We start from the raw sequence: 17,934 nt of genomic DNA, 5'->3' as shown, positions 1-17,934 counted from the left end.
AATATGGTCAAACTTTTCGAAACTGATATCAAGACAAAAGAAGTAATTAAATGGAAAGGACTTCATGTTTTACATTTTCAAGGCTCAAGTTGCTCTCAAAAACTAAGAATTTTTCTAAAAGAAAAAAATATATCTTGGGAAAGTCATCACATTAACTTAGTCAAAGGAGATAATTTTTCAGATTGGTTTTTAGGTATTAATCCCAGAGGAGTGGTACCGGTGCTTATTGACGAGGGAGAAGTTCATATTGAAAGTAATGACATCATAAAATATCTAGATGAGAAGTTTCCTACAAATTCTCTTTGGCCTAAAGAGCAAAAAGAAAAAATAGAAAAGTTTCTTACAGAAGAAAATGAAATACATCTTGATCTAAGAAACTTAACCATGAAATTTGTTGCGCCTACTTTCCTAATGAAGAAAAAAGAGAAAGACATAGAGAATTTTAAGAAAGCCTCAAGCCTCATTGAAAATAAAAGAGATCTTGGAAAGGATGTCCAAGTTAATTATCACGAAAAATTTATAAAAAATAATGGGGTTCTTTCTGAATCTGTCACCTCTTCTATTGAAGTGTTTAAGAACAAATTGAAAGCAATTGAAAATGAACTCGTCAAAAACAAATACATAATCTGCGACGAATTAACCATCGTAGATATAGCTTGGTTCATTTATCTTAGGAGACTAGAAACCATGGGTTTTCGATTTGAGATGGAGTATCCAAATCTAAATAAATGGTTCATGAAATTAAAAAAAAATAAAAATTTTTATAATGAAACACTACTTCCTCTTCCGCTTACAATAATTTCTTCAATTTATAAATTCTATTTAAGTTTTACTGGAGAAAGCTTGAAAAAATATCTAGATAAAAAATAATAATAAACCTAGCAAAATCCTATAAAACACAAAAGGTAAGAAGCCAATTTTATCAACCAATTTTAGAAAGAAATGAATCGTAAAAAAAGCTGTTAAAAAAGATGTTAAGGAAGTCAATATTAAATTGGTCAAACCTATTTCATATTGAAAATTTATCGCAAGATTTTCGCCAATGAAGATAAAGCATAAAGTAGGAATTGCTAATAAAAAGCTAATTTTTAAGGCGGTCGTATTTTTAAACCCTAAATAAAATGCCCCCATTATTGTTACTGCCGATCTTGAGGCACCGGGAAGTAAAGCAAATATCTGAAAACACCCAATAATTAAGGAATCCTTCCAATTTAATTCATTTAATTCTCGATCTTTTTTTAAAAAATCAAACAGAAGCAACAAAACGCCAAAAAAGATCGTAGAAAAAATAATTACATTTTGATTTCTTAAATAAATTTCAACAAAATCTCTAAGAAAAAAACCGATTATTAAAATTGGTAAAGTGGCGATGATTAGACAATTTCCAAGACCGTTGAGTTCTTTGACCTGATAGGTCCTGAAAATGACCTCTAAATCTTTACGAAAATAAATTAGAACTGCTATAAGAGTTCCAAAATGAGCAAAGACATCTACTGTAATGCTTTGCTTTGAGCTTCCAAAATACTCTGTAAATAAAATTAAATGTGCTGAACTTGATATTGGTAGAAACTCAGTAATTCCTTGTATAAGTGAAAGGAAAAAAAGTTCAGAAAAACTCATTTAATCTACCTTCTTCCAATGATCTTCGCCGGATAGATAATTTGGACTAATTTTTTCTGCAGAAGAATACAATTTATCTTTTATTGCTTTATCAATGAGGTTAAACATTGAAGAAGCATCCGAATGAATAACTTCTGAAATTTGAAAATCTTTTACTATTTTTTTTAAAAATGAAACTCCGTTTCCAACGTAACAAATTTCATAATTATTTTTTTCTATACTATCAGAAAGATCATCTACTTTTATGATAGCTTCTTTTTTCAATACATCTATTACATCTTTTTTACAAAAATAGTCTGCAACGTATAACTCTTTCATATGAGCATTCACGATCACAAAAATTCTATTTTTTTTCAATTTAATACTGGCTTGATTGGCTAAAACTGCCAAACTAGAAATTGGTAATAGTGGAATGTCATTAGCAAAAGCTAATGCCTGAGCAACAGAATTAGCGACCCTTAGCCCTGTAAAAGATCCTGGACCATTACTAATTGCTATTAAATCTAAATCATTTTTTTTTAATCCTGATTTTTTTAAAAGTTTTTCTATAAAATTTAGAATGACGAGACCATGCTCATTTTCATTTTCTGAACAAGCTGATTCAATCCTTTTTTCAGACCTTAAAGCTATGGAGCAAATGGGTCCAGAGGTTTCAATGGCTAAAATATTGTTAAAAGTTTTCAATATTCTTTAGGATTTCTTTGCTTACAGCGTCGGGAGAATCTGATCCATCTATTTTTAAGTAACGTAAATTAGTCGAGTCTTCTAAATTCTGGTAATAATCTATTAAAGGATCAGTTTGATTTTTATAAACTTCAATCCTCGCTAAGACAGTTTCGGGCTTATCGTCATCCCTTTGAATAAGGTCTTCGCCTGTTAGATCGTCTTTTCCGTCTACTTTTGGGGGATTAAACTCTACATGATAACTTCTACCAGAAGCTAAATGAATTCTTCTGCCTGACATTCTTGATATTATGATTTTATCCAGCAAAGCTATCTCTATCACTAAATCTACATCAATTCCCATATTAATCAGGCCATCTGCCTGGCCTATAGTTCTAGGAAATCCATCAAATAAATACCCATCTGAACAGTCCGCCTGAGAGATTCTTTCTTGGATAACTCCTAATATAATCTCATCTGATACTAACTCACCCGCATCCATAATTTTTTTTGCTCTCTCTCCTAGATAAGTTTTATTCTTAATGGATTCTCGCAAAATATCTCCTGTAGAAATGTGTGGAATTTCTAACTTTTTAGATATCACTTCTGCTTGAGTTCCTTTCCCAGCTCCTGGAGGACCAAGTAAAATAATCTTCATTTAATTGAATATACCTGTAGCTACAGCAGCAGCATTACTTTTAGTATCAGTTAAACTGAGGCTAATTTGCTCCAAACCAATTTCTTTTGCGTGTTTGGCAGCTTTCCCTTTTAGCTCAACTTTTGGGCCTCCATACCTTCTATGAATAACTATGTCTTTTGGTCTAATTCCTTTGGAAAAACCTGTTCCTAGGACTTTTGATACAGCTTCTTTTGCAGCAAAATTTTTAGCTAAAAAAGGTGCTTGTGCAAGTGGGCTCTTTTTTAAAAAAAGACTTATTTCAGATGGGTCATAGACCCTATTAAGAAATCGATCGCCAAAGGTATCAAGAGACTTTTGCAGCCTACTGATTTCAATTAAGTCTATTCCGTTTTTAACTTGCATCTTTTTTTAATTTAAAAAATTTAGAAGAATTTAAAGGTTTATTCGATATGCTATCTAACGAGGATTTCATTATATATTTTAAATATTGTTTTGCCTGATCATTTTCAATAATTCCGTTATTAAAATTAATTATGGTAATTCCTGAACACGTATTATTTCCCTTTTTGTATGTTTCTTGAAACCCTCTATTTGGGACAAATTCATAAAATTTAGATCCTTCAATTTTTCTTCCTATGTTGTCATCCATTAAACTAAATTCGTAACCAAGCTCTACGATTAAACCGTATTCAAATCTTCTGAGTTTTAACTCTTTCTCCAAAGGATCTTTAACGGTTTCTAATTCTTTGAATAAATTAATTAAATCGTCAAAAATCAGTTTCATAGGCGCTTCGAGTTCTAAAGTTTTTAATATCAGCTCATTCAAATATAAATAAATTTTGAAGTTCGATTCTTTAATTATTAGTGAACCGATAGTTTCGCATGTGTAGAGATTTTTTAATTCGCTTCTTCCTCCAAACTCTATCTTAAAAGTTGCACCTGGGACTTTTATGTTAGAAAACTTGCTATTTTTTAATTTTGCGCCCTTAGCAACCAATTTTATAAGGCCAAAATCTTGAGAAAAAAAGGTAACAATTAAACTAGATTCTCTAAAATTAGTTGAGTGCAAAAGTACTGCTTTAGAAGAAAGACGAGGATTTTTCAATTTTTGTTAGTTAATTTATCAAAAAAAAAGGGAGGCTGTTAAGCCTCCCTAATTCTAACTTAAAAAAAGTTATGCAGCTGTTTCTACACCGCGGTAAATACCAGGTGTTTTAGCTGACTTCTTGTTTTGTCCGTCGTGTTTGACTCCTCTGTAAATTCCTGCTTTCGAAGCTTTACTTGAAGAAGAATTATCAGAGTTGACTTTGACGCCTCTATAGTAAGTAGTCATATCATGCCTCCAGTTTTCGTTTCGATTTCGTACATACGTCTCCCGACGTACACCCTTCTCAACGCGTTCCTTCGTTAGATATTCGGTCTCGTTCCCACATTGGGTACTTGCTAACCTTTCCTCCCTTGGGAAGAAAGAGGTTTTCCTATCTTCCTACTTCCGTCTTTTGCATTAAGTTAGTGCAAAAGATGAACGATTATTGTGCAATATTAGTACAAAGCCCTAAAAAAAGCAAGTTTTAGTTGTATCCATATTTTGAAAGGAGATTAACATCATTGGTCCAATTTCTTTTTACTTTTACTCTTAACTGTAAATTTACTTTAGAGGTAAATTCTTTTTCCAATTCTTTTCTAGCAGACGTCCCTATCGCTTTAATCATAGACCCCTTTCTCCCCAACAAAATAGCTTTTTGACTTGTGGATTCTACAAAGATATTTGCAAAAATATGTCGAATATTTTTACCTTCTTCTACTTTTTCAATCTGAACATTTATCCGATAGGGTAATTCATCGCCTAACCGATTAATTGCCTTTTCTCTAATGATTTCTGAAATGAAAAAAGCTTCACTGAATTCTTTTTCACTTGAAATTGAATAATGGAATTCTCCTAAAGGTAATTTTTCAAAAACCCTCATTAACAGTTCTGTAATATTATCTTTTCTCAAAGCAGATACTGGAATGATTCCTTCGAAATCATGTTTTGAATTCAAATCAGTCATGATAGGTAATAGATTATTTTTACTTTTGAGCCTATCAATTTTATTAATTACTAAAAAGATAGGTTTATTTAACTCCTTAAGATTTTTTAAAATATTCTCTTCTTCTTTTTGCCACTTTCCTCGATCAACAACGAAAATTACTAAATCAACTTCTTCGTAACAATTTCTTGCTACTCTATTCATATATTTGTTCAAAGCCCTTTTAAATCCCGAATGAACACCTGGCGTATCGAGGAAAACAATTTGGTTATTATTTTCAGAAAAAATTCCTATTATTCTATTTCTTGTGGTTTGAGGTTTTCTTGATGTAATGGCAATTTTCTTACCAAAGAGGGAATTTAATAATGTTGACTTTCCTACATTAGTTCTTCCGGTCAAAGATACAAAACCAAATTTTTTATTCATCTAAAATACCGATTTGGTTTATGAGCTTTAAAGCAGCATCTTGTTCAGCTAATTTAAGTTTTTTTCCATAACCTATAGAATATAAGTCTTCATTCATCTTACAAACAACTGAGAAAGAATCTTTTTTTTCAATTTTCAAGATCTGATTATAAGAGGGCAATCCTAATCCATTTTTTTGGCAATATTCTTGTAGGATATTTTTAGTATTTTTTAAATCCTCAGGAATTATTAATTCAATTTTTTTGGTAAATAAATTTGCAACAATTTTTTTTGATGTCTCGAAACCTTTTTCTTGATAAATTGCTCCAAAAATAGCTTCTAGAGCATTTCCAAGAATATTTTCTGGAAGGGCTTGATTTTTGAAGGATTCCCCGCAGATTATAAATTCATTTAACTTAATTTCTTTACCAATCTTATTCAAAGTGTCTCTGCTTACTAACTTTGATCGCATTAAACTTAAAATTCCCTCATCAACATTTGGAAAATTTTTTATTATCAAATCAGAAATACTTAAATTAATAACAGCGTCGCCTAAAAACTCTAAAGTTTCATTATTTTCATTTGATTTACTTATATGAGTCAGTGCCTTTTTTAATAAATCTTTCTTATCAAATGCATAACCTAATTTTTTTTCAAGATTTTCTAATGAATTTATCATTTGATGATCTTGTTTCTGCCAAAACTTGGAAAACTTCCATAAGAACTCCAACTTAGCCAAATAAGCTGTGCTTTACCTGTAATGTTGTTTTCCGGGACTAATCCCCAGCTTCTGCTGTCTAAGCTATTGTCTCTATTGTCCCCCATGACAAAATAGAAGCCTTCAGGGACCTTCCAACTTTGATAAAAAGATAATTCTCTAAGTTTTGACTGTCTTATCAAGTAGTTTTCTTTTCCAAAACTTTCTTCATAAAACGTTTCTCTCGAATTTGAATTTAAAATACTCTTTACTACTTTTATTCCATTAATTAGAAAATCTTTTCCTTTGATTTCTAAAACGTCGCCAGGAATTCCAATTACTCTTTTGACATACTTTAGTCCAAGACTTGAGCAACTTTTCTTTAATTCTCCCCAAGATTTTTCAATGTCTCTAGAAATAGTTTGTAAACTATCTTTTGGATAAGATTTAATTATTTTGGAATTACATTTTGTATGAGGAGGAGTAAAAACAATAACATCACCTCTGTCAGGTGATTTGTTTGAAATTAAAGTTTGATTCCCAATTGGATTTTTTAAACCGTATTCATACTTATTTACCAAAACAAAATCTCCTATCTCTAAACCTGGAATCATCGATTCGGAAGGAATTTGGAAAGGCTCAAAGATAAATGATCTAAAAATAGTAATTAAACTAAGAATTATGAAAAAAGATCTCGATTCTTTGGCAAGTTTCTTAAGCGAAATACTTCTCCCCAAAATCCATAAAAACAAAGATGCGATAATTAGACTTACAAGAACGTAACTAAAATCTATATTGAGTCTAAATACCGAATATAAACCCAAAAGGGCTAAAGGGAATGAAAGATAATTAATTAATTTATTGTATTTTCCTTTCAAGTTCTTTTCTGAATAAATCCATATACCTAAAAGTAAAACCGAAAGAAAAATAACAAAGTATAGAATTGAAAAATAGTTCATTTAGATACTTTAAGAATCGACAAAAAAGCCTCTTGTGGAACTTCAACCTTTCCAATCTGCCTCATTTTTTTCTTTCCTTTTTTTTGTTTTTCTAGAAGCTTCATCTTTCTTGTAACATCTCCGCCATACAATTTTGCGGTTACGTCTTTCCTGAAGGCTTTAACGGTTTCTCGGGCTAAAATTTTTCCTCCGATCGCTGCTTGAATGGCAATGTCATACATTTGTCTTGGAATAACTTCTCTTAGAGATTTTGCGAGTTCTCTTCCTTTTTGATCTGCTTTGGAGCGATGCACCATAAAATTGAGTGCATCTACTTTTTCTCCATTCAATAGTATGTCGACTTTTACCATGTCACTTAGATCAAATCTGACAAAATCGTAATCTAGAGAAGCGTAGCCTTTACTACAAGATTTTAAACGGTCAAAAAAATCAAGAACTATCTCGTTCATTGGCATCTCATAAATAAGCTCTATTTGACCTCCAACATACCTCAAAGATTTTTGAGCACCCCTTTTTTCTTCACACAATGAAATTACATTTCCTATGAAATTTTCTGGAACTAAAATTGTGGCTTTAGCTATTGGTTCTTTTACTTCGTTAATATGGTTTGGCTCTGGATACTTACTTGGATTCTCAATCTCTAATAAATTATTTGACGAATCTAAGATTTGATAAGCCACTGTAGGAGCTGTAGCCAATAGTTCAATTCCATGTTCGCCTTGCAGACGTTCGATGACAATTTCCATATGAAGCGTTCCCAAAAACCCGCATCTAAAGCCTGATCCAAGTGCAGACGACTGTTCTGGCTGATAACTTAATGCTGCGTCATTCAGCGAAAGCCTTTCAAGTGACTCTCTAAACAATTCAAATTCAGAAGAATCAAGAGGATACAAAGCAGCAAAAACTTGAGGCTTAACTGGTTTAAATCCTGGTAAAGAAGCGGTATGGTTTTGATGCGTAAGCGTATCGCCTACCGGTGCGCCCCTAATATCTCTTACTCCAGCACATATGAAACCAACATCCCCAGCGCTTAACTCAACTATTTCTTGTCTTTTGGGAGTAAAAAATCCAAGTCTTTCTGCTAAATGAGTATTTCCAGTAGAATTAAGTTTTATTTTCTCGCCTTGCATTAATTTTCCGTTCATAACTTTCACAAGCGAGACAACACCTAGATATTGATCAAACCAAGAATCTATTATCAAAGCTTCTAAAGGAGAATCGATGTTTCCTTGAGGCGAAGGTATTTCTTCAACAATGATATTTAATAATTCTTCAATGCCCTCTCCATTTTTTGCACTAATGCAAGGAGCATTTGAAGCATCTATGCCAATTATTTCTTCAATTTCCTTTTTTACTCTCTCTGGGTCCGCTTGAGGTAGATCTATTTTGTTCAAAACTGGCAAAATAGTTAATCCTTGCTCAATGGCGTTGTAACAAGTTGATAGAGTTTGTGCTTCGACTCCTTGAGAAGCATCAATTAATAATATCGCTCCATCGCACGCAGCTAGTGATCGAGAAACTTCATAGGCGAAATCTACATGACCTGGTGTATCTATCAAATTCAGATTAAATTCTGCTTCGTCTTTCCTAAATTTTAATGAAACAGATTGGGCTTTAACGGTAATGCCTCTTTCCCTCTCAATCTCAAGAGAATCTAAAACTTGATTTTGCATTTCTCTATTACTCAGACCGCCACAAAACTCTATGATTCGATCAGCAAGGGTAGATTTACCATGGTCTATGTGGGCAATGATAGAAAAATTTCTTGTATTTGCTAGGGAAGCATCCTTCATGAAAGGATTATCGCTTATTTTTTTAGTTTTATCGTTATAAAAGAACCATTTCCGTTTCTAACGATTCTAACCGCAAGGCTAGCCCCAGGATTCAAGTTTTCGACAATAGACCTATAATCAGCTAAGTTAAATACCTCTTGAAAAGCCATTGTGGTGATAACATCTCCCTTTCGGATTCCCGCTTCTTTTGCAGGTCCGTCAAGAACTTCTTCAACGAAGATTCCGTTTTCAACTTGAAGTTGTTCCTTTTTTTCCTTCGAGAAATTTTCCAAAGACGAAAGCTTTAATCCCAGCATATCGTCATTTTTATTTATTGAAGCTGGAATTACTTTATTTTTAGTAGCCTCTTCTAAGACACCTACTTTAACTCTTATTTTTTTTTCTATGCCAGACCTGAAAATTACCGCATTCACTGAGGTTTCGGGTTTTATTCTTCCTACAATCAATGGGAGATCGCCTGAGTAAACTATGTTTTGACCATTGAAGCTTAAAATAACATCGCCGTTTTTTAATCCCGATTTTTCAGCTGGGCTTCCTTTCAAAACGCTCCCAATTAAAGCTCCTCGTGGGGTTCCTAATTTAAATGAATCAGCAAGGTCTTTTGTGACTTCTTGCACACTTACTCCAAGCCACCCTCTTGATACAATTCCTTCCGTTTTTAACTGGTCTACTATTTCCGATGCGTAATTAATAGGAATTGTAAAAGAAATTCCCATATAACCTCCTCCGCTTGAATAAATCATGGCATTTATACCTATCACTTCCCCTTTCAAGTTAAATAAAGGCCCTCCTGAGTTACCGGGATTAATCGCAACGTCGGATTGAATAAAAGGTATATAAGAGGTTCCTTGATCTGCAATGCTTCTAGATTTTGCACTTACTATGCCAGCCGTTACTGAAAAATTTAGCCTGTAGGGGGAGCCTATAGCTACCACCCAATCACCTACTCTTATTTGATCCGAGTCCCCTAAAATTAAAAAAGGGAGGTCTTCATCAGTATCAACCTTTAACAAAGCAACATCAGATTTTTCGTCACTACCAATCAGCTGAGCTTTAAATTCCCTTCTGTCAGTTAAGCTCACAACAATTTCAGTTGCTTCTGCAACTACGTGATGATTGGTGAGGATATAACCATCATTAGAAATTATAAAACCTGAACCTCCGGAGCTTACCTTTCTCTCTCTTTGTTCTCTAGGCTCTTCAAAGGGAGAGTTAAAAAAATCATCAAAGGGAAAACCTCTAGGTGCGCCAGGGAACGGACTATGCCTTCCTTGAGATTTAATAGTTTTAGTAACACTTACATTTACCACTGCCGCAGAGGTTTCGTCTACTAACTCGGCAATATTGGGAAGATACTGATTATCTAAATTACCGAAAAGAAAGCTGCTTGAGAAAAGAAATAAAATAAAATAAAAAGTTTTTTTCATTTTATTTTTTATTGTGGAAGCTATTTGAGATTGTTATGAGTTTTTGGTTGGGAAGGTTGTCACTGGTAAGATTTAAGATTAAAGGTCTTGATCCTGATCTAGTGTGGACTGTTACTCCTTGATTAATTGTTCCGAGCCAGTCTTTTTCAGGAATATTGTCGAAAAAAACTTTTAATTTAACTAATTCGTCATTTCCTGGCATTAAATAATTTGCTTCCATGCTTGATGCAGACGTAATTCTGTAGTCTTTTAAGCTACCATTAAAATTTGAGCCTAGGTCGACTAAAAGAGATTCGTTTAAAGGTAAGAAATTTTTGGGAGTGGAAGAAATTTGATTTGAAGGAGAAGAAATGTTGAGCAGAGGAAGAGATAAAATAAAGAAAAAACCTATTAGATAACAACACACCTTCATATAGTTAAGTGAAAAGAGGTTTAAATTTGGCCATTTATTGATGTTGTTTGTTTCTGAGGAAGGGAGGTTATTAATTTGAGACATTATATTTTGTGAGAGATCTAGATTCGGATCAAGAAGTTCGCCATGCATGGCAGCCCTATGCTTGTTCATCCTAAGCCAAAGGCTTTTAAAATTTGCATTAGAATGCATCTCATCAACCAGCCTCTTGGTTTCAAAAGGTGTAATTTCACCATCCATTAACAAAGATAGTTTATGTTCAAAGATTTCGCTCATAGTAGATTTGTCTCCAAGTTAGACAGGTTATATTTAAAAAAAGTTTTATCAAGTATCTCTCGACCTTTGTGGATTCTAGATCGAACAGTTCCAATGGGGCAATTTTGCACATCAGCAATTTCCTCATAACTTAATCCATCAAATTCTCTAAGACTCAAAGTCGTTCTTATATCATCTGGAAGGTTTTGAATGGCATCCATCATAAGAGTACGTAACTGGTCAGCTTCTAAAATGTTCTCTGGATTATCAACTGTAATAGCAGACTCTGAAAGTTTTAAGTCCATTAAGTCATCGTCATAGATTTCAGAACTTCTAGCTTTAGAAGACAGAGAATTCTTAGCTGTGTTTATAGCGATTCTATAAATCCAAGTATAGAAAGAACTATCCCCGCGGAATTTATCTATATTTTTAAAAGCTTTTACGAAAGCTTCTTGTGCAATGTCTTGAGATAATTCGAAATCTTTTAAAAATTTAAATACAGAATATACCAACCTGTCTTGATACTGCAAAACAAGTACGTTGTAGGCCTTTTTGTCGCCCTTTTTGACCAAATTTATAAGGCTTTTTTCTGAGTTCATCTCTTCCTTTCATCATTTGACAAGTGCATTTTGCATAAGTTCAGCTAAATTTCATCAAAAAAATTAATTATTTTTAAAGTTATAGACTGAAGTTTCTCGCTTTCACACCTTTTTCCATACAATATTACATCTGCTAGATCATTGTCTTCCCAAGACATTAGCTCTAGATAAAGATCCAGCTCATCCTCAGACAAGTTATTCAGCGCCTGCTTAGAAAAAGGCTCAAGCACCAAATCTAGCTCATTAAGTCCTCGCCGACTTCTAAATTTAGCTTCTTCTATTGATCTCCTCATGGGTTTATTAACTTAACATTGTTAAAATATAAGAGTATGGAAATATCTTCAAGTCACAAACTAATAAGAATTCAAGGAAATGATGCTTTTACATTCCTGCAAGGTCAACTTTCTAACGACTTAGAATTATCTAATGACAGCACTTTTCAAAAGAACGCTCTTTGTAACGTCAAAGGAAGAGTTATTTCATTAATTTGGATCAGAAGACCAGAAGATTCTTGTTTTGAGTTATATGTTGATGAAAGTTTACTTAAAAAAACTTTGGAAACTCTTGAAAAATTCAAAGTTTTTTACAAGTCCGAGATGTCACTCCCAGAAAAGGTATCTGAAAAAATTAATTTAGTCGAATTAGGCGTTTGGAGAAAAAATTGTATTCTGTCCGGTCTTTGTGAAATTACTAATTACACATCTGAAACCTTTACTCCTCACGACCTGAATTATCAGAATCAAGACATAATAAATTTTGACAAAGGTTGTTATACGGGCCAAGAAGTTGTAGCAAGGATGCATTACAGAGCAAAATTAAAATCAGCCATGTTTTTGACCGAATCAATTGCATTAAAAAATATTGAAGAAGGAGATAATTTATATGACTTAGAAAAAAATATTATTGGTAAACTCGCTTCAAGAACAGATATTGAAAGTTTAATTTTTTTAAAGAATAAAAATCTTTCTTTGGACCAAATATATACTAAAGAAGGAGAAGCAATTTCTATTTCTCGTCAATTTTAAGCTACAAACTCCAGTCAATGATCCTTTTTCCTTTGGATTTTAAAAATTTATTACTTTTGCTAAAAGGTCGAGACCCTGTAAAGCCTCGATAAGCCGATAAGGGTGAAGGATGGGATGTTTTAAGAACAAGATTAGAATTTAAATCTATAAATTTTTCTTTTAACTGGGCAAAATTTCCCCAAAGCATAAATACAATATTTTTTTCTGAACTCAAAAGAGAAATTATAGAGTCAGTAATTTCTTGCCATCCTATATTTACATGTGAACCAGGTTTATGAGCCTCTACTGTTAACACGGAATTCAAAAATAAGACGCCTTGTTTTGCAATTTGAGTTAGATCTCCAGTTTGCAATGTCTCAGAGTTAAGATCTCTTTTGATTTCACTATAAATATTTTTCAGTGAGGGTGGAATCGTATTATTTTTATTAACTGAAAAGGCCAGCCCATTTGCTTGATTAATATCATGATAAGGATCTTGACCTACAACAACTACTTTGACATCTCCTGGGCTTACTAACTCCAAAGCTCGAAATATATTTTCAGTGCTTGGATAAATTTCCTTTCCTAATTTTTTTTCTTTCTCTAATAAGGATTTAATTGATAGCAGTGACTTTTCTACATCTCTTCCTTTCAAAAAGTATTCCCAATTTTTTGGCAGATTTAAAACCATTAAATTATGCTAACAAAAGCATTTTTTTTATCCACAGTTTCTGTGGATAACTCTTTGGATAAAATCATTTAATTCTTCTAAATGCTTAATATAAAAAGGGTTTTAATAAATTGGTTAAAAATTGATCAATATAAAAAAGTCAATAAAATCAGTACTTTACAATGTTTATAATATTATGTTCAATAAAAGTGCAATTCTCTTTTATTTATTTATTCGTTTGGAACAAAAGCATTTATTTGTGTGTAACTTTTAAAAAGAATTGGTTGATAATTTCTAAAGAGAAAATTTTTTATCAACATTTAATCTAAAAAAATAAAAAATTTGATTGATTTTTTTTTTAAAATATTATTTTTTTTCAATATGATTCTTTTAGACAACTTTAAACTTATTTCAAGTGGAATCCACCATCCAGAACCAAAGTTTCACCTGTGGTTGCAACTGCGTCTTCTATAAAAAACCAAACACCCTTGGCTACCTTCTCAGGATTACAAACCATGCTTAAAGGTGTGCTAGCCTCAATAGCATTTTTTGTAAAATCATAGGCTTCGTCTCCAAGACCTGATCTCAGCCACTCACCTTCAATGAATCCAGGGCAAATTGCATTAATTCTGATTGGACCAAGTGCCTTTGCAAGAGACTTCGTCATCATAACCAAAGCGCCTTTAGAAGCTACATATGCTACTGAACTTCCCACACCAATTACTCCAGCTATTGAAGCAATATTTACAACTGATGCGATAGAACTTTTCCTTAAATATTCTTCTGATTCTTTAATCATCATATAAGGACCAACAGTATTGGTTTTATAAATTTTTATAAAGTCTTCGGTGCTCAGCCCATCAAGTTTATCGTGGGGATTAAAGACTGTTGTGCCAGCATTATTAATTAAGGAATCCAATCTATCCCATTTTTCCAAAGTACTTTGCACTGTATCTTTACACTTTTCTTCGTTTGATACGTCGGCTGCGATAACTAAAGTCTCTGAACCTAATTCATTACATTTTTCTGCTACTTTTTTTGCCTCTTTCAGTGAACTTGAGCAAGTCAAAGTTAGGTTCCATCCTTTTTCTGCAAGTAAAATTGCAACTGCTTCGCCTACCCCTCTGCTGGCACCCGTAACTATGGCAACTGGTTTATCCATCACTGAGAATCCTCACTGTAATGACTCCGTCTAGTTTTGATAAACCTTCTATTACACTTTTTGAAGGCTCAGAATCTACATCTATGACATTGTAGGCGATCTCCCCTTTACTTTTATTCACCATATTTAAGATATTTAAGTTATTTTCAGCAAGAATCGTTGTCATCTGTCCAATCATTCCTGCAATATTATTGTTTGAAAGAGTAATTCGAAACTTGGACCTTCTTGGTTCAATTAACTCGGGAAAATTAACGGAATTTTTTATATTTCCGTTTTCTAAAAAATCAATAAGTTGTTCTGCTGCCATTAAAGAGCAATTTTCTTCCGCTTGACGAGTGCTAGCTCCGATATGTGGAAGAATTATCACGTCGCCATGAGATTTAGCCCTATCAATTAAATCCAAATCAGCAAAATCAGTAACATAGCCCCCCAATTTTCCTGCATCAAGAGACTTTATAACTGCAGTTGAGTCAACAATTTCATCTCTAGCAAAGTTGATTAATTTTAAACCTTTTTTAGCTTTAATTAGTAGATCTTCATTAACCAAGTTTTTGGTTTCTTCAATGGCAGGTATATGAAGAGTTAAGTAATCAGATTCCGAAAAAACCGTTTCAATATCTTCTCTTCTTGCGACTAAATTTGGTAGTTTCCATGCCGCTTCTACCGATATTGCAGGATCGTAGCCAATAACTTCCATTCCCAACATAACCCCCATGTCCGCAACCTTAGCTCCAATTGCACCCATACCAATTACACCCAGAGTAGCGTCTTTAAGCTCTCTTCCCTTAAAATTTTTCTTTCCTTGTTCTATATGGCCTTTTAAATTCGTTGCATCTACTCCGTCAATAGCATTTATATAATTTGCTCCGCTATAGATGCCTCTAGAAGATAGTAGCAAAGCAGCTAAGACAATCTCTTTTACTGCATTTGCATTCGCACCAGGTGTATTAAAGACAACAACACCATTTTTTGAACACTGCTGAACAGGAACATTATTTACTCCCGCCCCGGCTCTCGCAATAGCTTTGAGCGAACTTTCTATATCTTCTTCAGTCAATTTAAAACTTCTTAGTAATAATGCGTCCGGCGATTTAAGCTCTTCTGAGACGTCAAATTTAGATTCATTTAAAAGAGAAATGCCAGTTTCAGCTATTGCATTGTATGTTTTTACTTTAAAATTCATCTAATTAAATTCAGAAGAGAGACAATTCTATAACGCATCTACAATGTCACCAAAACATTTTTTAAATTTCCATAACTTTTCAAAGGAAGAGCTCACTTCAATTATTAATAGAGGTTTGGAATTAAAATCTTTGGACAAATTACCTAATTCTTTGGACAACAAGTCCCTTGGTTTAGTTTTTGAGAAACCCTCTACTCGCACTAGAGTCTCATTTGAAATTGGTATGCAAAAGCTTGGAGGAAATTCTATTTTTCTATCTAATTCAGAGTTGCAAATGTCCAGAGGCGAACCAGTTTCAGATACAGCTAAAGTCCTATCTTCGATGCTTGACGCAATTGTTATCAGAACAGCCAGCCATGAATTGCTTGAGATTTTTAGCCAAAACTCCTCTGTGCCAGTTATTAATGGTCTCAGCGACCTCTATCATCCTTGTCAAATTTTAGCTGACCTAATGACTTTTAAGGAATGTCTGGGAAACCTAGATGTTTCAAAAGTGGCATGGATAGGTGATAGCAACAACGTTTGCAATTCTTATATAGAAGCTGCGAGTTTATTTAACTTTTCGTTAAATATCTTTTGTCCAAAAGGCTTTGAACCAAATCCAGAAATTATAAAAAAACAAAAAAACAACTTAACCCTAACAAAAACTAAAGAGGAAGCTCTAAAAGGAGCAAAAATTGTTACCACAGATGTATGGACGTCTATGCACTCTGAGAAACAAACTCGTGAAAAACTAAAAATATTTGAAGGCTATTCTATCGACCCATCCTGCATGGAATTAGCTGATTCAAAAGCTATTTTTCTTCATTGTCTCCCTGCCCATCGAGGAGAAGAAGTGTCAATTGATATGTTAGACCATGATAAAAGTAAAGTATGGTCTCAAGCAGAGAACAGACTCCACGTACAGCAAGCATTACTCGAGTATTTACTTATTAATTGAGGCATTAAGAGCTTTCAGGTAAGAAGCGTATTTGGCATCGTAAGATTTCTCGGAATTGAAAATTTTATCCCTTTTCCAAATGTCGGGTAATTCATTAAATTTAACATGGCCTGATCCTATTCCCGCAAAAAATGCAGCTCCCAGTGCTGTGCTTTCTATGTTTTTTGGACGTTGCACGCTTAAGTCAAGAACATCGGACAGAATTTGAACAAAAAAATCATTATTAGCCATGCCGCCATCAATTTTTATCGAATTAATCTCTGCTCCGTCTTGTTTGATAGCTTCTATAAGATCCTTTGACTGAAAAGCTATCGCCTCTAAACTGGCTAAGATAATATCTTGCTGAGTCGTATCTAAAGAAATTCCGTGGATTGAGCCTTTAATGTCGGGATTCCAAAAAGGAGCTCCTAAACCAGTAAATGAAGGTACGATAATTAATTCAGAATTTTCGTTTGCAATTTTTGCTAAACCTTCGGATTCAGGCGCGGATATAAAAAACTTCATTTTATCTCTCAACCATTGAATTAATGCACCCGCAATAAAAATACTTCCTTCCAACGCATATACAACTTCTTGATCAATTTTATAGCCTATAGTAGTAAGAAGCTTATTTTGAGACCTCAATATTTGGTTACCAGTGTTAAGAATTAAGAAACATCCGGTCCCATAAGTGCTTTTTATATCTCCTGCCTCAAAACATGTCTGGCCAAATAAGGCTGCTTGTTGATCTCCTGCCATACCCGAAATCTTTATATCACCGCCAAATAATGTTGTTGATCCAAAGTCATCTGCGTTTTTTTTAATTTCAGGTAAGTTAATCTTTTCTAATTCAAATAGTTTGATCAGGTCTTGGTCCCAGTCTAGGGTTGATATATTGAACAAAGAAGTTCTCGCCGCATTTGAGACATCAGTAGCATAAACATCTCCCTTCGTTAATTTCCATAAGAGGAAAGTATCAATGGTTCCAAATAAAATATTTTTATTAACAATTTCTTCTTTAAAGTTGTCGTTTAGCCATCTTAATTTTGAAGCAGAAAAATATGGGTCAAGTAACAATCCGGTTTTTTCAATTACTTCCTTCTCAACGCCTTGATTTTGAAGAGTCTTACAATAATCTGTTGTCCTTTTATCTTGCCAAACTATTGCTCTCCCGATCGGTTTGCCCGTTTTTTGGTCCCAACCGACAATCGTTTCTCTTTGGTTGGTAATACCAATTGATATTATCTGTGATGCATCCAGTCCATTCTTCTCTAACAGTGAGGAGACTGTGGAAAATGTTTTATCCCATATTTCTTGGGCATCATGTTCGACATACCCTGGTCTTGGATAGTATTGTCTTATCTCAATTTGGTTTTGGTCTAGTGCGGTAAAATTTGAACCGTAAAGCACCGTTCTTGTGCTTGTTGTGCCTTGGTCGATAGCTAAAAAGTAATTTCCCATCTACATCATTTTATATACAGTTATCCACACTTAAT

General features: G+C 33.5%; 21 protein-coding genes and 1 riboswitch. Of the genes, 3 read left to right on the top strand and 18 right to left on the bottom strand.

Annotation, left to right across the window (positions count from 1 at the left end; all coding sequences use genetic code 11):
* Nucleotides 1-3: 3 nt before the first annotated feature.
* Nucleotides 4-870: a glutathione S-transferase family protein gene (locus tag M9C82_01610; protein ID URQ73857.1), complete on the top strand. Its 867-nt coding sequence runs from the start codon at nucleotides 4-6 to the stop codon at nucleotides 868-870.
* On the opposite strand, the gene M9C82_01605 is transcribed toward M9C82_01610, so the two are convergent.
* The 14 genes from M9C82_01605 to M9C82_01540 all read right to left on the bottom strand — a co-directional run bounded on the left by M9C82_01605 (nucleotide 856) and on the right by M9C82_01540 (nucleotide 11,793).
* Entirely contained in the window at nucleotides 856-1,620 is a 765-nt protein-coding gene (locus M9C82_01605; GenBank protein URQ73856.1) for an undecaprenyl-diphosphate phosphatase, read from the bottom strand. The two genes, M9C82_01610 and M9C82_01605, sit on opposite strands and share 15 nt — an antisense overlap.
* Nucleotides 1,621-2,304, bottom strand: coding sequence for a tRNA (adenosine(37)-N6)-threonylcarbamoyltransferase complex dimerization subunit type 1 TsaB (gene tsaB / locus M9C82_01600; protein URQ73855.1), 684 nt, complete (start codon nucleotides 2,302-2,304; stop codon nucleotides 1,621-1,623).
* On the bottom strand, nucleotides 2,291-2,941 hold the full coding sequence (gene adk / locus M9C82_01595; protein ID URQ73854.1) for an adenylate kinase: 651 nt from the start codon (nucleotides 2,939-2,941) through the stop codon (nucleotides 2,291-2,293). Before adk ends, tsaB begins: the two co-directional genes overlap by 14 nt.
* Nucleotides 2,942-3,325, bottom strand: a complete 384-nt coding sequence (gene acpS / locus M9C82_01590) for a holo-ACP synthase (protein URQ73853.1) — start codon at nucleotides 3,323-3,325, stop codon at nucleotides 2,942-2,944.
* Entirely contained in the window at nucleotides 3,315-4,028 is a 714-nt protein-coding gene (gene recO, locus M9C82_01585) for a DNA repair protein RecO (GenBank protein URQ73852.1), read from the bottom strand. The genes acpS and recO overlap by 11 nt, the downstream gene beginning before the upstream one ends.
* Before the next feature lie 69 nt (nucleotides 4,029-4,097).
* Nucleotides 4,098-4,256 carry a hypothetical protein gene (locus M9C82_01580; GenBank protein URQ73851.1) on the bottom strand — a complete coding sequence of 53 codons (159 nt, stop codon included), beginning with the start codon at nucleotides 4,254-4,256 and terminating at the stop codon, nucleotides 4,098-4,100.
* Between the two features lie 60 nt (nucleotides 4,257-4,316).
* Nucleotides 4,317-4,453, bottom strand: a riboswitch (Glutamine riboswitch).
* Between the two features lie 41 nt (nucleotides 4,454-4,494).
* Nucleotides 4,495-5,379: a GTPase Era gene (gene era, locus M9C82_01575; GenBank protein URQ73850.1), complete on the bottom strand. Its 885-nt coding sequence runs from the start codon at nucleotides 5,377-5,379 to the stop codon at nucleotides 4,495-4,497.
* Nucleotides 5,372-6,037, bottom strand: coding sequence for a ribonuclease III (gene rnc / locus M9C82_01570; protein ID URQ73849.1), 666 nt, complete (start codon nucleotides 6,035-6,037; stop codon nucleotides 5,372-5,374). The genes era and rnc overlap by 8 nt, the downstream gene beginning before the upstream one ends.
* Nucleotides 6,034-7,014 carry a signal peptidase I gene (gene lepB / locus M9C82_01565; protein ID URQ73848.1) on the bottom strand — a complete coding sequence of 327 codons (981 nt, stop codon included), beginning with the start codon at nucleotides 7,012-7,014 and terminating at the stop codon, nucleotides 6,034-6,036. The genes rnc and lepB overlap by 4 nt, the downstream gene beginning before the upstream one ends.
* Complete coding sequence (gene lepA, locus M9C82_01560; GenBank protein URQ73847.1) at nucleotides 7,011-8,807, bottom strand: translation elongation factor 4; 1,797 nt, start codon at nucleotides 8,805-8,807, stop codon at nucleotides 7,011-7,013. Before lepA ends, lepB begins: the two co-directional genes overlap by 4 nt.
* A gap of 14 nt (nucleotides 8,808-8,821) precedes the next feature.
* Nucleotides 8,822-10,234, bottom strand: coding sequence for a DegQ family serine endoprotease (locus M9C82_01555; protein URQ73846.1), 1,413 nt, complete (start codon nucleotides 10,232-10,234; stop codon nucleotides 8,822-8,824).
* 1 nt (nucleotide 10,235) lies between these two features.
* On the bottom strand, nucleotides 10,236-10,922 hold the full coding sequence (locus tag M9C82_01550) for a sigma-E factor negative regulatory protein (GenBank protein URQ73845.1): 687 nt from the start codon (nucleotides 10,920-10,922) through the stop codon (nucleotides 10,236-10,238).
* Nucleotides 10,919-11,500: a sigma-70 family RNA polymerase sigma factor gene (locus tag M9C82_01545; GenBank protein URQ73844.1), complete on the bottom strand. Its 582-nt coding sequence runs from the start codon at nucleotides 11,498-11,500 to the stop codon at nucleotides 10,919-10,921. Before M9C82_01545 ends, M9C82_01550 begins: the two co-directional genes overlap by 4 nt.
* Nucleotides 11,501-11,544: 44 nt before the next feature.
* Complete coding sequence (locus tag M9C82_01540; GenBank protein URQ73843.1) at nucleotides 11,545-11,793, bottom strand: succinate dehydrogenase assembly factor 2; 249 nt, start codon at nucleotides 11,791-11,793, stop codon at nucleotides 11,545-11,547.
* A 36-nt stretch (nucleotides 11,794-11,829) separates the two neighbouring features.
* Here M9C82_01540 and M9C82_01535 point away from each other — a divergent pair, with 36 nt between their 5' ends.
* Nucleotides 11,830-12,525, top strand: a complete 696-nt coding sequence (locus M9C82_01535) for a hypothetical protein (protein URQ73842.1) — start codon at nucleotides 11,830-11,832, stop codon at nucleotides 12,523-12,525.
* Between the two features lies 1 nt (nucleotide 12,526).
* On the opposite strand, the gene M9C82_01530 is transcribed toward M9C82_01535, so the two are convergent.
* From M9C82_01530 to M9C82_01520, 3 genes are all read right to left on the bottom strand, one after another.
* Complete coding sequence (locus M9C82_01530; GenBank protein ID URQ73841.1) at nucleotides 12,527-13,195, bottom strand: uracil-DNA glycosylase; 669 nt, start codon at nucleotides 13,193-13,195, stop codon at nucleotides 12,527-12,529.
* Nucleotides 13,196-13,580: 385 nt separating this feature from the next.
* Nucleotides 13,581-14,336: an SDR family oxidoreductase gene (locus M9C82_01525; GenBank protein URQ73840.1), complete on the bottom strand. Its 756-nt coding sequence runs from the start codon at nucleotides 14,334-14,336 to the stop codon at nucleotides 13,581-13,583.
* Entirely contained in the window at nucleotides 14,329-15,519 is a 1,191-nt protein-coding gene (locus tag M9C82_01520; protein URQ73839.1) for a phosphoglycerate dehydrogenase, read from the bottom strand. The genes M9C82_01525 and M9C82_01520 overlap by 8 nt, the downstream gene beginning before the upstream one ends.
* 43 nt (nucleotides 15,520-15,562) lie before the next feature.
* Here M9C82_01520 and argF point away from each other — a divergent pair, with 43 nt between their 5' ends.
* Nucleotides 15,563-16,459: an ornithine carbamoyltransferase gene (gene argF, locus M9C82_01515; GenBank protein ID URQ73838.1), complete on the top strand. Its 897-nt coding sequence runs from the start codon at nucleotides 15,563-15,565 to the stop codon at nucleotides 16,457-16,459.
* Here argF and glpK read toward each other — a convergent pair.
* Nucleotides 16,445-17,899: a glycerol kinase GlpK gene (gene glpK / locus M9C82_01510; protein ID URQ73837.1), complete on the bottom strand. Its 1,455-nt coding sequence runs from the start codon at nucleotides 17,897-17,899 to the stop codon at nucleotides 16,445-16,447. The two genes, argF and glpK, sit on opposite strands and share 15 nt — an antisense overlap.
* Nucleotides 17,900-17,934: the final 35 nt, after the last annotated feature.

This window comes from SAR86 cluster bacterium (genome assembly GCA_023703675.1).
GTDB lineage: Bacteria > Pseudomonadota > Gammaproteobacteria > Magnimaribacterales > AG-339-G14 > AG-339-G14.
This window is presented reverse-complemented; position numbering and strand designations above follow the sequence as displayed.